12 protein-coding genes and 1 pseudogene are annotated in these 12,867 nt (G+C 68.7%); 4 read left to right on the top strand and 9 right to left on the bottom strand.

What is annotated here, in order from left to right; translation table 11 throughout:
• Together NMK44_RS26095 and NMK44_RS26090 are read right to left on the bottom strand one after the other, a co-directional pair.
• Positions 1 to 185: pseudogene (locus NMK44_RS26095) on the bottom strand (hypothetical protein); the annotation flags it as partial.
• Positions 186 to 308: 123 nt separating this feature from the next.
• On the bottom strand, positions 309 to 1,100 hold the full coding sequence (locus NMK44_RS26090; protein WP_254747265.1) for an SDR family NAD(P)-dependent oxidoreductase: 792 nt from the start codon (positions 1,098 to 1,100) through the stop codon (positions 309 to 311).
• 198 nt (positions 1,101 to 1,298) lie between these two features.
• Between NMK44_RS26090 and NMK44_RS26085 the strand changes: the two genes are divergently transcribed.
• Entirely contained in the window at positions 1,299 to 1,865 is a 567-nt protein-coding gene (locus NMK44_RS26085) for a TetR/AcrR family transcriptional regulator (RefSeq protein WP_254747263.1), read from the top strand.
• Positions 1,866 to 2,053: 188 nt separating this feature from the next.
• Here the strand turns inward: NMK44_RS26085 and NMK44_RS26080 are convergent, their stop codons facing one another.
• Positions 2,054 to 3,031, bottom strand: a complete 978-nt coding sequence (locus tag NMK44_RS26080; RefSeq protein WP_254747261.1) for a DUF4184 family protein — start codon at positions 3,029 to 3,031, stop codon at positions 2,054 to 2,056.
• Positions 3,032 to 4,269: 1,238 nt separating this feature from the next.
• Between NMK44_RS26080 and NMK44_RS26075 the strand changes: the two genes are divergently transcribed.
• On the top strand, positions 4,270 to 4,740 hold the full coding sequence (locus NMK44_RS26075; RefSeq protein ID WP_254747259.1) for a GNAT family N-acetyltransferase: 471 nt from the start codon (positions 4,270 to 4,272) through the stop codon (positions 4,738 to 4,740).
• A gap of 582 nt (positions 4,741 to 5,322) precedes the next feature.
• Here the strand turns inward: NMK44_RS26075 and NMK44_RS26065 are convergent.
• Complete coding sequence (locus tag NMK44_RS26065; RefSeq protein ID WP_254747257.1) at positions 5,323 to 6,195, bottom strand: helix-turn-helix transcriptional regulator; 873 nt, start codon at positions 6,193 to 6,195, stop codon at positions 5,323 to 5,325.
• A 205-nt stretch (positions 6,196 to 6,400) separates the two neighbouring features.
• On the opposite strand from NMK44_RS26065, the gene NMK44_RS26060 reads away from it, so the two are divergent.
• The gene (locus tag NMK44_RS26060) at positions 6,401 to 7,252 is read left to right on the top strand and encodes an oxidoreductase (protein ID WP_254747255.1); all 852 of its coding nucleotides are present in this window, start codon (positions 6,401 to 6,403) and stop codon (positions 7,250 to 7,252) included.
• A 474-nt stretch (positions 7,253 to 7,726) separates the two neighbouring features.
• Here the strand turns inward: NMK44_RS26060 and NMK44_RS42740 are convergent, their stop codons facing one another.
• The 5 genes from NMK44_RS42740 to NMK44_RS26040 all read right to left on the bottom strand — a co-directional run bounded on the left by NMK44_RS42740 (position 7,727) and on the right by NMK44_RS26040 (position 11,437).
• Positions 7,727 to 7,942, bottom strand: a complete 216-nt coding sequence (locus NMK44_RS42740; protein ID WP_374215342.1) for a transposase — start codon at positions 7,940 to 7,942, stop codon at positions 7,727 to 7,729.
• Between the two features lie 127 nt (positions 7,943 to 8,069).
• Positions 8,070 to 8,369: a hypothetical protein gene (locus NMK44_RS26055; protein ID WP_254747253.1), complete on the bottom strand. Its 300-nt coding sequence runs from the start codon at positions 8,367 to 8,369 to the stop codon at positions 8,070 to 8,072.
• A 143-nt stretch (positions 8,370 to 8,512) separates the two neighbouring features.
• Positions 8,513 to 8,911: a DUF5958 family protein gene (locus NMK44_RS26050; protein ID WP_254747251.1), complete on the bottom strand. Its 399-nt coding sequence runs from the start codon at positions 8,909 to 8,911 to the stop codon at positions 8,513 to 8,515.
• Between the two features lie 552 nt (positions 8,912 to 9,463).
• Positions 9,464 to 9,880: an SCO4225 family membrane protein gene (locus NMK44_RS26045; RefSeq protein ID WP_254747249.1), complete on the bottom strand. Its 417-nt coding sequence runs from the start codon at positions 9,878 to 9,880 to the stop codon at positions 9,464 to 9,466.
• 399 nt (positions 9,881 to 10,279) lie between these two features.
• Positions 10,280 to 11,437, bottom strand: a complete 1,158-nt coding sequence (locus tag NMK44_RS26040) for a Dyp-type peroxidase (protein WP_254747247.1) — start codon at positions 11,435 to 11,437, stop codon at positions 10,280 to 10,282.
• 88 nt (positions 11,438 to 11,525) lie between these two features.
• On the opposite strand from NMK44_RS26040, the gene NMK44_RS26035 reads away from it, so the two are divergent.
• A complete protein-coding gene (locus tag NMK44_RS26035) occupies positions 11,526 to 12,866 on the top strand; it encodes a right-handed parallel beta-helix repeat-containing protein (protein WP_254747245.1) in 1,341 nt (446 codons plus the stop codon).
• The last annotated feature ends 1 nt before the right edge of the window (position 12,867 follow it).

The following is a 12,867-nucleotide window of genomic DNA, read 5'->3' as shown; positions in this document are numbered from 1 at the left end:
GGCAGCCGCCGGGACAGCACCACGTCGACACGGAGCGGGTCCTCGTCGCCGTAATGACGGCTGCACACGATGAGACCGCCACGCTCGTCGTCCACGGCGACCGAATGCCGGATGCGGGCGGCCAGCGAGTCGACCTGCCGCTGGATCACGTCGGTGCAGGGCTGGACCACTACGACTCCCGCCATGGATGAACGTCACCGTGCACAGGAGCACCAAGGCCCGGCTCGTGGTCGCCGTGCGGCGCATGGACAGTACCGGGCCACGTCACCTGGCCGTGAGCCCGGCGGCCTTCGGCGGCGAAGACGCCGCTACCGCCGGTCGCGATGGGCCGCTACGACCTCGTTGAGGGTGCGCTCCGCGCTGGAGCCGCGCTGCGCCTTCTCCGCGAAGCCCGGGAACTGCCCGGCCAGGGCACTGAGCACTCTCAGCTCCACTGGCGCGACGTTGACTTCGCACAGATCGCGCTCGACGGCCCGGACCACTCCCGACACCACCTGGGCAGGGGAGACCATGCGCACGCCGGTCGGCGGAGTGGCGCCCGTGGCGGCGAACATGCCGACGTCGCGTACGGCGCCGGGCTGGACCACAGAGACCCCCACCCCGGTACCGTGCAGGTCCTGGCGGAGGGAGAGCGCGAAGCCGCGCAGCCCGAACTTGGCGGCGCTGTAGAGCGAGGAGTACTTGGTGGCTGCCTTCCCGGAGATCGAGCCGACATGGACGATGTGGCCCCGGCCCTGCTCGACCATCCGGGGCGCGAGTGCGCGGGACAGCATGATGGGGGCGCGCAGGTTCACCGTCAGTGCACGGTCGATCTGCTCGGGTGTGTAGTCGAGGAGTTCGCCGGTGGCGGGCAGTGCGGCGTTGGCAATCAGAATGTCGGTGTCGTGGGCGGCCTGAGCGAGGTGGTCGACCTGGTCCGGATCGGCGAGATCGGCAGTGACCGCCCGGGCGCCGAGCTCGTCGGCGAGCGCCTCCAGGGTGTCGGCACGACGCCCGGAGAGGACCAGCTTGGCCCCCTTTCCGGCCAGGTCACGAGCGATGGCCTGACCGATGCCACCCAAGGCCCCGGTCAGGAGAACGGTTGATCCTGCGATGCGCATGGTCCGACCTTTCGAAAACTGTTCGTTCGAACGAACAGTATGAGGGTCGAGCGACCGCGTCAACAGCAGGGCCGGCGCACCCGCGGGCGCCGCGTGATCGGCGGCATCCACGACACACACGACCTCGCGCCGAACCACCGACCCTGCCGACCGCCACCCCACCGCTGCCGCCGCGCCGCCGGTGACACAATGACCGTCATGGCCAAGCCCCCCGGAACCCGGCAGAGCATCATCGACGCCGTCCTGCGCATCATCAGCGAAGACGGCATCGCCGCGGTCACCAACCGGCGGATCGCCAAAGAAGCCGAAGTCTCCCTCGGCTCGGTCACCTACCACTTCGCAACCCAGCACGACATGCTGCGCGAGAGCCTGCTGCACTTCGTCGCCGAAGAGACCCGGCGCCTCACCGAACTCGCGGACCAGTGCCAGACCGACGGGATGGACATCGACCGGGCCTCCGCCGCAGTCGACCAGGTCACCGGGTACACACAGACCGGCACCAGGCACATCGCCCCCTTCGAGCTCTACATCCAGGCCGGCCGCGACGAACGACTGCGCACCGCGGCCGAACAGTCCTTCGCCGCATACGACCGGCTGGTCACCCGGATCCTCACCGGCCTCGGCGTACCCGACGCCGAACGGCTGGCAAGCAGCGCCGTCGCGCTGATCTTCGGACTGCAACTGCGCAGCCTGGCCACCGGACGGCCCGCCGAAGAACTCGTCGACGCCTTCCTGCTGCTGGCACGCGGAGCACAGAACGCCTGAACCTCGACCCGGTCCCAACTCCGGACACGACAGAGCCCTGAGCGGTACGACGACGGTGTCCAACACCCCATCAGGCAGATGTCCGCAGCACAACCGCACCAGCAATACCGGAGCCCGGCTCTGCCCTCAACGAGTACCCCGTCGTGGACAACAGGCGCAGGCGCCCGGCAGCTCCCCCCAGGGCGGCGTCACTCGGCACCGGACTCCACCGCCCCCGCGGCAGTCGGAACACCCGACGAGGGCGCCGACGGGGGCACCGCAGAGGCTGCGGACCGGCTCACAGGAGACGGCACCTGCCCCGCGGCGCCGCGGGCTACCCCGGCGCGGAGCGTACGGCGGTGCACCAGCCGCACGGCCACCCCGTAGAGCACCAGCCCGAGCACGAGGCCCGCTCCCCCGCCGAAGAGGACGGTCGGGAGATAACCGAGCCAGTGCCCCGTGGCACCCTGAACGTCGCGTACCCGCACCATGCGGTGCACGGCGCCCGCCACTACGCACAGCAGGACCGGGGTGGTCAGCAACAGCCGCCACCGTACGGCCAGCACAGGCACCGTGGCCGCCGCTGCCGCCTCAGATGCGCCGCCATCATGGGCGCCACCGCCCTGCCCCCGCAGGGCCGACCATCCGAACCACCCCAGCGCCACAGCCGCGAGCGCCGAAGTGCCGTACTGCACGAAGGTGTAAACCGGCAGTCCGCCCACCACCTGGTCCAGGCCCGGCACCAGCCGGGTGCCCCAGCGGCCCGGGTGGGTGAAGGCGTCCCAGACGACATGCGTCGCCGCCCCGAGCACCGCGGAGACCACGAACCAGGCCGTCAGGACGAGCAGTTCCCGGGTCGTCCGAGGCCGCCAGAGCCGGCCGCTGACGAAGGTGAGGACCGGGCTCCGCCACCCCTGGGGCAACAAGGCGACCAGCGCCTCGCGCACCAGCAGCCAACCCCCAACCAGGGCCACGGTGACCAGCACATCCACAGTCAACACTCCCAACGGCGCGTGGGTGACCTCGCCGAACGCCATGGCACCGGGGATCAGGCTGTCCGCGTAGTACGTCATATCCGGTGCGAACGACCCCGCCACGAGAGCCGAGGCAACCAGCGGGCCGCGTGCCGTGCCCGTCCGACGGAGCGCCGGGAGCACAGCGGCGGCATGGCTGAGAGTGAATGGCATACGCCTCTCCTTGGTCACTACTGGTCATCATGTGTTCGATGGGGGGTGGCCGATGTCGAGCCCGAGCTGTCGCAGAGCAGGCCACTTCGCTCCAGTCCCCCGAGTTCGCTACCTTGCCCGGCCGACACGGAACGTGCCACCGCCGAAGGGGCCGGGGAGCACGCCTCAGACACCGTCCAATGCCTCACGGACCGCCGCGCAGGGCACATTCCGCACCCTTCCTCGAACGGAAGGTGTCATGGAGCAGCTGATGTTCCATGACGATCCCCCGCTCTGGTGCAAGACCCTGCACAGCCTCGGCCTCGCCGCCTACGGTGCTGGGACGGCGACGAAGCCATCGCCACCGCCTCCATCAAGTCCGACAACTACATGCACCGCGCGCTGGTGCTCATGAATCACCAGCCGTTGTGCCCATGACACGTCGTGCCCTCGCACCTGCCGTGACCGCCCCGGTCCGGCTGCGGTCCAGACTGAGGGGCGGTCACTTGAGCGTCGTCGACGGGAAGGACCCGAGGCGTCAGCTGCTCGGGCAGTCAGCGGGTGGCTTGGGCGACGAGTGCGGTGTGACGACACTCTGCGCACCGTCCGTGCCCTCCTCGGCCGGCACGGTGGAGGTCCCGGTACCGGTCCATGTCGCGTCGCCCTTCGCGAAGGTCCAGGTGCCGGCGCCCCGCTAGAGGTGAAAGGACGGCGGTGGTCTGTACGCCCACGCCCCAAAACGCCGACAGACTCGATGCCGCGGAGCGACTGCCCGATTGGCCCACACCGACTCATCGCGTGGACGTCATGGAGGCGCATCCTTGGGGCGGGGCTCGTCCGGTGAGCATGAGGTGTCCTCGACTGCCGTTCCCAGCCGGGCAGCGGTCACCACCCGGCGCAACCAGTGTCCGGTCACCTGACCCCGCAGACATCGGCACGCAAACGGAACTCCGCGGCTCTCCTTCCACTCCCTGTAGCACCACCGAACGGCACGTCATGTGGAAGAAACACACGGCTCCGTGGCGTCAACGCCGCAAACCCACGCTCACCATGCACGACCGCCCTGCCACTGACGACGTACGTCGTGAGGACGCTCACAGCGCGGCGGGGTGCCGAGCGCCAATCGAGTCCCGACGATCTCCTCCTCCACTGACATCGCCAGCGCTGTGACCGCAGAGGGGCCACCGGGTTCGTTCTGGTCCGAGCATCGCGGAGAAGTCAGATGCGGCCGCATCATGTGTCTGCGAGCATGCGTCGCTGTGGAGATCAACAACTTCGTCGTCCGCCGTGCGGTCGACTCCGACGCCGCTGCGGTGGCCGACGTGTGGCTGCGTTCGTTCAAGGCGGCGCTGCCGGGCGTACGCCGCGCTCATACCGACGATCAGGTCCGGACTTGGTTCCGGGAAGTGGTCGTTCCCAGCCAGGAGACGTGGGTGGTGACGGTAGATGAGTCGGTGGTCGGGATGATGGTGCTGGACGGCGATGACCTGGACCAGCTCTATCTCGATCCAGCCTGGCAGGGCCAAGGCATCGGCGACCGCCTCGTACACCTGGCGAAGCAGCAGCGTCCCGCCGGGTTGGCGCTGTGGACTTTCCAGGTCAACGAGTCGGCACGTCACTTCTATGAGCGACGTGGCTTCGTCGCAGCCGAGTGCACCGACGGCCACCGCAACGAAGAACGTGAGCCGGACATCCGGTACGTGTGGCGCCCTGGGAAGCAAGAGCCCTGAGAATACTCGAGCCACCTGGGCGAGCAGTCGTCCGCCCCAGCGGATGCCCTTCTCACTGCGGACTCCGGCGCGTTCGCATCTCCGGGCGGCCAGCACGTCGGGGGTGCCGGGCGTTCTGATGGGGCTGGGTCACGGGGCTGACGCTGCAGGACGGCGGTGCCGGCTTCCACAAGTCCTTCGCCCCGCTGACCCAACACCGCCTCCTGCACCACAAGGACCCGCACCAGCGGAGCAGTCCTGTCACCGTCATCGACCCGGCCGACGACTACCAGCTCTACATCCTCTCCGACGGTGTCGCCGACCCAGACACCGAAGTCGACGCGGTACTAGACAGCCACCAGTAGCACCCGGTCCACCAGGGGCGGGCACCATGGCCACCACCAGGGCCATTACCGCCCAGCTCACACACCACACGTGACAAGCCTCGAACTCCCACGACCGCAGCCCAGTGAACGTCTCCACCCACAACGCCTCCCCCCGCGGCGCGGTGGGGCGCAAGGTCTGCCGGTGTTCCATGACACCCATCCCGGCTCATGGGACGCAGCCACCTTGGCCGCCCGCTCCTCGCGGACCGGCGGGCGTCTAATGATCTGCCTGCTGCCCGTGCGAGGTCTCGGGCTGCCGTATCCACGCGGCCAGTAGCCGAAGCGCCTCTTCGGAGCTGGAGCCTGCCTCGGCAGTGTAGACACTCAGCCGCTGGTCCGGGTCGGCGGGCAGGGTCAGGGACTCGTAATTGAGGGTGAGCGGGCCGACGATCGGGTGGTGGAAGTGTTTGCTGCCATGCGTGTGCCGAAACACGTTCTGGTCGGCCCACCAGCGGCGGAAGTCCTCATCAATGATCGAGAGTTCGCCGACGAGTTCGGCCAGCAATGGATCGTGCGGATGGCGTCCGGCGTCGCGCCGAAGCGAGGCGACAATGTCGTGGGCGTGGGTGTCCCAGTGGGTATACAACGTGCGGGCGGTCTCGTCGCAGAACATGAACCGCACCAGGTTCCGCTCGCGGTGCGGCAGCGCGTCGAAGTCGGTGAGCAGCGCACGTGCCATCTGGTTGGACGCAAGGACGTCCAGTCGCCGCCCCAGCACAAGGGCGGGGGTGTGCTCGAGGATCCGGAGCAGGTCGCGCAGCCCCGGGCGGACCGGCTGCGGACGCGTCGCCGTGCGGCGGGGCCTGCCTGCGGCGGGCTTGGCGAGCTGGAACAGATGGGTGCGTTCGACGGGATCGAGGCGTAGCGCGCGGGAGATGGCGTCCAGCACGGTCTCGGAGACGTTCAGTCGGCGTCCGCGTTCCAGGCGTACGTAGTAGTCCACGCTCACGCCCGCCAGTTGGGCGATCTCTTCGCGGCGCAGTCCTGGCACTCGCCGGGAGCCGCCGTCGTCGGACAGGCCCGCCTGGCGCGGGGTGATCCGTGCCCGCCGAGAGCGGAGGAACTCACCGAGAGCTGTGTTGCGGTCCATGCCGTTCACGATAGGGCCCCAGACCGCCCCGACAGCCCGCGAAAGGGGGACTGGCAGTCCCCCGGTCCTGCTGTCCCCGGGGCGAAGCGGACCCCCCGGAAATCGATCAGCAGCCGATTCCGGTGCTGAAGTGGAACGTGTCGGGACCGACCGGGGCCTCACCGCCCCGGTCGGTCTCTGTTCGCATCGAACGAAGGGAACTCCTGTGTCGGACACCAAGACATTCCTGATCACCGGCGTCAGCACCGGCCTGGGCCGCGCACTGGCGTGCGCGGCGCTGGCAGCGGGCCACCGGGTAGTGGGCACGGTGCGCACGCCCGCCGATGCACGGGCCTTCGAGGCGCTCGCCGGCGACGCGCACGCCCGCATCCTGGACGTGACCGACCATGACGCGGTGGACACGGTCGTGGATGAGACCGAGCGCGACCTGGGCCCGGTCGACGTACTCGTCGCCAACGCCGGGTACGGCCATGACGGCCTCTTCGAGGAGTCGTCGATGGATGACCTTCGCCGTCAGTTCGAGGTGAACGTCTACGGAACCGTGGCGGTGATCAAGGCCGTGCTGCCACACATGCGGGAGCGCCGTTCGGGCCACATCATCGCCGTCACCTCGATGGGCGGGCTGATCACCATGCCGGGCCTCAGCTTCTACCACGGCAGCAAGTTCGCGGTGGAGGGCATCCTCGAAACGCTCGGCAAGGAGGTCGCCGATTTCGGCATCCATGTCACCGCCGTCGAGCCGGGCAGTTTCCGGACCGACTGGTCCGGCCGCTCGATGATCCGCGCACCCCGTGTGATCGCCGACTACGACGAGCTGTTCGAGCCGCTGCGCGCCCGGCGCATCCACGGCAGCGGGCAGCAGCCGGGCGACCCGGACAAGGCCGCAGCTGCGGTGCTGCGCATCGTGGCGGCCGACCAGCCGCCGACGCGCCTGCTGCTCGGCGCCGACGCGCTTCAGCTCGTCCAGGCCGGACGCGACGCCTTCGACCGCGACGTGCTGGCATGGGCCGAGCTGTCGGCCTCCACCGACTTCGACGACGTCAGCCGGTCCGCCTGACGTCACTCGCTGTCGGGCCCCCGGCGCGGGGCCTCGACGGCGACCACCATCGCCAAGTCGGCCGTGGAAGGTCAGCACTGCGCCCGCCAGGATCCGCCGTACGGCATCGGACCGAAACGCACCGCGCGACTGGCTGCGGTACGAATCCGTACGGCGGCTGGCTTCAGCGGCTACCGGCGTGTGCAGAACACCCACTACAACAGCACCGGCGATGTGCTCGTGCTGAACAGCGGCCGTGTCATCGACATCCCGGCACCGGTGAGGCCAGACCGACCACACTCGGGGCGTCAGAACGGCAGTCGATCGAACAGGGAGGACTTGCAGGCGATCAGGCCCGACTGCAGCGGCAGGAGTTCGGTCGGCGTACGGTGACGCTTCAGCACAACAGCGCCCTCCGCCGAACACTGAGCGCGTCGGTCGAGGCTGCCAGGCTCCTGCAGCCCTGGCTGTCATTCGCTGCCTGTGGCTTCTCCATCAGTCTCGGTCGCTGACGGCCAGGTCACGCGAGCGACTGGGAGTGGAGGCGAAGGTCCCGTCGACAGCCCACCGGGCAAACCTGCCGTGCACGGTCTGCCAGGGGCCGAACCGCTCCAGTAAGTCCCGCCAGGGCACCCCCGTAGGGAACTTGAACACGATGCGTTCCATCACCTGGCGGTGATCACGCCACCGACCGCGGGCACGGCCCCGCAGGCGGAAGAAGCGGCGCCATCACTGCCCACGCGGCATCGGAGATCTCAGGCACATCCCTCATGACCATCCAACGACCCGATGACCGGCAAGACGCTGCCTGGGCATACCGGCAACTCGGCGGGGCCCGTCAGTCCGTGGCCGGCAGCGCGTTGTCCAGGAGGATCTCCGTCGCCGTCCGCGCGTGCCGGCCGTAGTCCGCCTCGCCCAGCACCATGGCGCGGCTGGCGGCGCCGTCCGCGAGGGTCACGAGCTGCTCGGCGAGGACGGTGGGCTGGCGGCAGCCCAGTTCCGCTACCAGGTCGGCCACCAGTCGCACCATCAGCAGTTTGCGTTCGCGGGCATAGGAGTGGACTGCGTTCTGCGGGTCGGGGAACGAGCACGAGGCACTCCTGGTCGCGGCTGAGCACTTCGTCTTCTGCCCGGACACATCTGCAGGGCAGCAGGCCGTACACACCAGCCGCATACGCCGAACGGATCGTCGGCGCCCATCACCGGGACTTGGTGGGACCGATCCGCTCCGCGGAAAACACTCAACCGGGATCTGGCCTTCAGAGGCGCGGTGCTGGGTTTTCAGGCGACGGCGGACAGTCTGTGCCACCAGTGACTGCAACCGCCAGAGCAGAAGCGCTCGCGGCGGCGCGCGTCGGCAAGCGTGAGCACCGCGATCAGCAGCCTGAACCCCTTGCGGCGCTCGTCGAGAGGCGCGAGACCGGCGATTTTTCCCAGTTGCTCGTCGATCCGGCCTCGTGAGATCAGCACTGCAGGCGTATGCGTCGGGCGCAGCCCGGCACGGCGGATGCTCTCCGGTGCGTCCTCGGCGACAGCGCCGGCCTGGACACAGTGATGACGCAGGAACAGCAGCACCTCGGACTGCTCTTCCCAGCCGAGGCCGTCGAACCATTCGATGCCCTCTGACATCGGACGCAGCCCCTGCGCGAGCTCGTTGAGCAGGACGTCGCGTTCGTTCAAGCCTGCCTCCCGTGGGGCAGAGGCCGCCTTGCAGCGTTGATCAGGATTCCGAGGAGCACCGCCAGATCGGCCGCGCCTCCAGCGTCGACCTCGAAGCAGCGCCAGAGGTCTTCCTTGTCCCAGTAGGAGCACATCCATGCTGTCACCAGCCCACGATGACATAGTCCTCGATGTCTTCCTCGAGTCGATGTCTGAACAATGTTGAAGGATCGGGCCACGCTGATTGCAACAGATGAGGCGGGGCGCGTGGTGAAGAGCCCCTCGAAACCAGTGACAGGCAGGATGCCGGCCAACCCCAAGCGTGGTAACGCGCATATGGTCCTGGAGCTCGTCGAGGAAGGCATGGAGGGCAGCTGGTAAGTCCAGGTGCTGCTTCGTGACGACAACACGTACCAACTCGAATGCCGGGACGGGGTAGCCGCCCAGCACTACCAGACGCGCACCACTTCCCAGGAGAAGCTCCACCCCCACCATCCCAGGCCCAGTGTCCCCGGACATCGCCCCCATCCGACGCGCCTGACCCTCCATACGACAGGACAAGGCCCGCCACCATCACGGCAGGCGGCCCCGTGCGCTACCCCCCTGCTGTCCGCGGGGCCGACCCACCCACCGGGCCACAAGACCGATCAGGAAAGCATTCACCACTGCTCCAGCCGCCATTGCAGCCACCTCAAAGGCAGGAGCCAGCCAACCGGGAGCACCCTCTGCCCCCCACACCGGCTCCAGCGCGCCGAGCAGACCGATCGCCACAGGGCTCGTCACCACCAGCGGATAGACAACCGAATAAGAGGCGTCCAGCTGATCGTGGACGCCTGACGCCACAAGCCAGAACACCACGGCCACGGCAACCACACCCAAGTAGAACTGCGACGGCCCATTGCCGAGGATCAGCCCTCGCAAGGATCCAACGCGCTGCATGCTTTTGCGCCCTTCGATCTCGAACTCCCACAAACCGGTACGGCGAAGCATGCAGGGTCAAGACCCGTCGGCAGATGGGCATCCGTACCTAGACGCCGTACTCGAGTAGCCGCTACTCACGGAGTACCCGGATGCCCGGCGATCCCCAAACTCCTCCCTTGATCCTTCGCGCAACCAACTGAGGACCCAAGCGATCCTGAGTGAAATCGCGGATCCTCATCACCCGGAATGACATCAAGAGTCACTGACATTGATCATGACGCTCGGCGCAAAGCGACTCCCGAAGAAACCGAAGCACACCACGAGGAGGAGGGTCAGCCTGTCGGCAGGGTTCGGGCGTCGCGCTTCGGTCGCTCACCAGATGCCTCCCCTCCCCCGTCTGCTCCTGCTTACGCGGTGCGGCGGTCACGTCAGCCGTCTGATCAGGTCGAGGCGGCGAAAACGGGGTAATCAGGCGAACATCTGGGAGCCGAGTGGGTGTTGCCGATCGAAGCCGGGGAGGATCAGGAATGTCGCGCTGGCGGTTGTGGTGGTGAATTGCAGTAGTGCGTCGGAGGTGTCCATGTGGGTGAGGGTGGCGGTGAAGGTCCGCAGGTCGTTCTGGAAGCTGATGAAGAGCAGGCCGGGGGCGAGCTCGTCAGTGCTGTAGGAGCGGCGGAGCATGAGGCCGGCGCCGACCACGGAAGGGTTCGCCCTGCGCACGTGGGCGTCCGCGGGGACGAGGTAGCGTCCGTCCGGTGTCTTGGCGCCGAGTTCCGGGCCCGAGGCGACGGTGCCACCGGAGAGGGGGACGCCGCTGGCCCGGCGCCGCCCGAAGACCGCTTCCTGCTTGGCTACGGACAGGGCTGCAAACCGGGGCAGGTCGAGTTCCATGCGCCGCAGTACGGCAAGGGTGCCACCGGCGACCGCGGGGGGCCCGGCCAGCCACAGGTCGCGTTGTTGTTCGGCGGTCGTGTGCGGGCCCACGATGCCGTCGATGAAACCGAGCGGGTTTCGTGGCGCGGTGAGGCCGTTGCCGACGGGCACGTTCGCACCGCGGCGCCCGGACTGCCGCCAGCGTTCGTGGATGCGGTCACCGGCCTGGTCCAGGATCGCGGCGGCGACGACCGGTAAGAGCAGCGCGTCGCTGGCGCAGATCTGCATCAGCAGGTCACCGCCGCGTGCCCGCCGGGCGATCCGCTCGCGGGAGAACCGCGGGAGGTCGGTCGCGCCAGGCAGCGAAGCACCGGCCATGCGGACCAGCCGGGGACCCACACCCACGGTCACGGTGAGGTCGCCCGGCGGCAGACCCAGCAGCCGCGGATCGTTCCCCGCGACGAGTGTGCGGATGGCTTGGCCGAGTTCGGCCAGTAACGGGCCGGGAGCCACGGTGGCACCGAGGTCGGCCACCACGGCCAGCAGGTTGCGCTGGGCCGGCTGGGGGAGCGTGATGCCTGCCTGATGCCGGCCCGTCGCCACAACCGGCGTCGGCGTGGCCGCGGCGGTAGGGGCGTGCCGGCCTGGCTGAGCGGACTCCGATGTGCACCCGGCAGTCAGGCCGGCGGCCACCATGGTGCCGGCGACATCGAGGAACGCGCGGCGCGACGGACGGTGATCGGCTCGATGCATGGGGTGCAGGGTGCCACATCCCGACCGTGCACGTCGGTCAATCTCACCAATTACGGCGAGTAATTGGGCGTTCTGCCAGACTGGGGCCATGCCTCGATTAGCTCTTCGCGTGGTGGCGGCGGTACTGGGCACGCTGGCACTTGTGGTCGGCTGCGGCGGCGGGGATGGCGGATCGGCCAAAGGCCGACGACCGACCGGTGCGCATGTGACGATCCGAGTGCCTGCCGATGCCCCGACGATCTCTGCTGCGGTGTCCTTGGCTCACCCCGGTGACCTGGTGCTGGTCGCGCCGGGCGTCTACCACGAATCGGTGAAGATTGACACGGCTCGCATCACTCTTCGCGGCGCGTCCCGGGACAAGGTCGTCATCGACGGGCGGTTGCGGCAGCCGAACGGTGTCGTCGTCGCTGCGCCCGGGGTGGCCGTGGAGAACCTGACCGTGAAGAACAACACGCAGAACGGGGTGCTGGTCACCGGTTCAGCGGCGGCCGCCGCCGGGCTGCCGGGGCAAAGCGGCGGCTACGACACCGGCGATGAGCCCGTCACCTTCCTGAAGTCGTTCCTGGTCTCGTACGTGACCGCGACCCGCAACGGTCTGTACGGCATCTACGCGTTCTCCGCGCAGAACGGTGTCATCGAGCACTCGTACGCGTCAGGCGGGGCCGACTCGGGGATCTATGTCGGGCAGTGCAAGCCGTGTCACATCGTGGTGCGGGACAACGTCGCCGAACTCAACGCGGTCGGTTACGAAGGGACCAACGCCGGCGGCGAGATGTACGTGGTCCGCAACCGTCTGGTCGGCAACCGGGTCGGCCTGACCACCAACTCCGACCACCAGGAGAAGCTGCTCCCGCAGCGGGGCGCCGTCATCGCGGGCAATCTGATCGCCGCCAACCAGCAGAAGGCCACCCCGCAGCAGGCCGACGGCGGGTGGGGCACCGGCATCGGCATCGACGGCGGCGGCGACAACCAGTTCGTCCGCAACCGCGTCGCCGACAACAGCAGCGCCGGGCTGGTGATCACCGCGACCGCCGACATCCCTTCGGTCGGCAACCGGATCGTGGACAACACGTTCACCGGCAACGGCATCGACGTCGGCTGGACGTTCCCCACCGCCACGCGGGGGCGGGGCAACTGCCTGCGCGGCAACGATCTGCGCACCACAGTCCCCGCCCGGCTCGCGACAACCGCGTCCTGTCCGCTGCCCGCCAAGTCGCCCTCGCCGGGCGGCCGGTGGACGATGCCGACGGCACCCGGTGGCATCCCCTTCAGCAAGGTCGCGGCGCCTGCTCGACAGCCGCAGTTCCCCCACGCCACCACGACGGGCGCCACCGATGTCCCGGCCGTTCCGGCCCCGCCGGACACGGCAGACATCCCGCTGCCACCGGCCTCCCTGCTTGCCACGGACGCGCGGGTGCGGACCTCCTGAA

Origin of the sequence: Streptomyces cucumeris, from assembly GCF_024295805.1 — a bacterium.
GTDB lineage: Bacteria > Actinomycetota > Actinomycetes > Streptomycetales > Streptomycetaceae > Streptomyces > Streptomyces cucumeris.
Note: the sequence above shows the minus strand (reverse complement) of the source record. Positions and strands in the feature narration are given on the sequence as shown.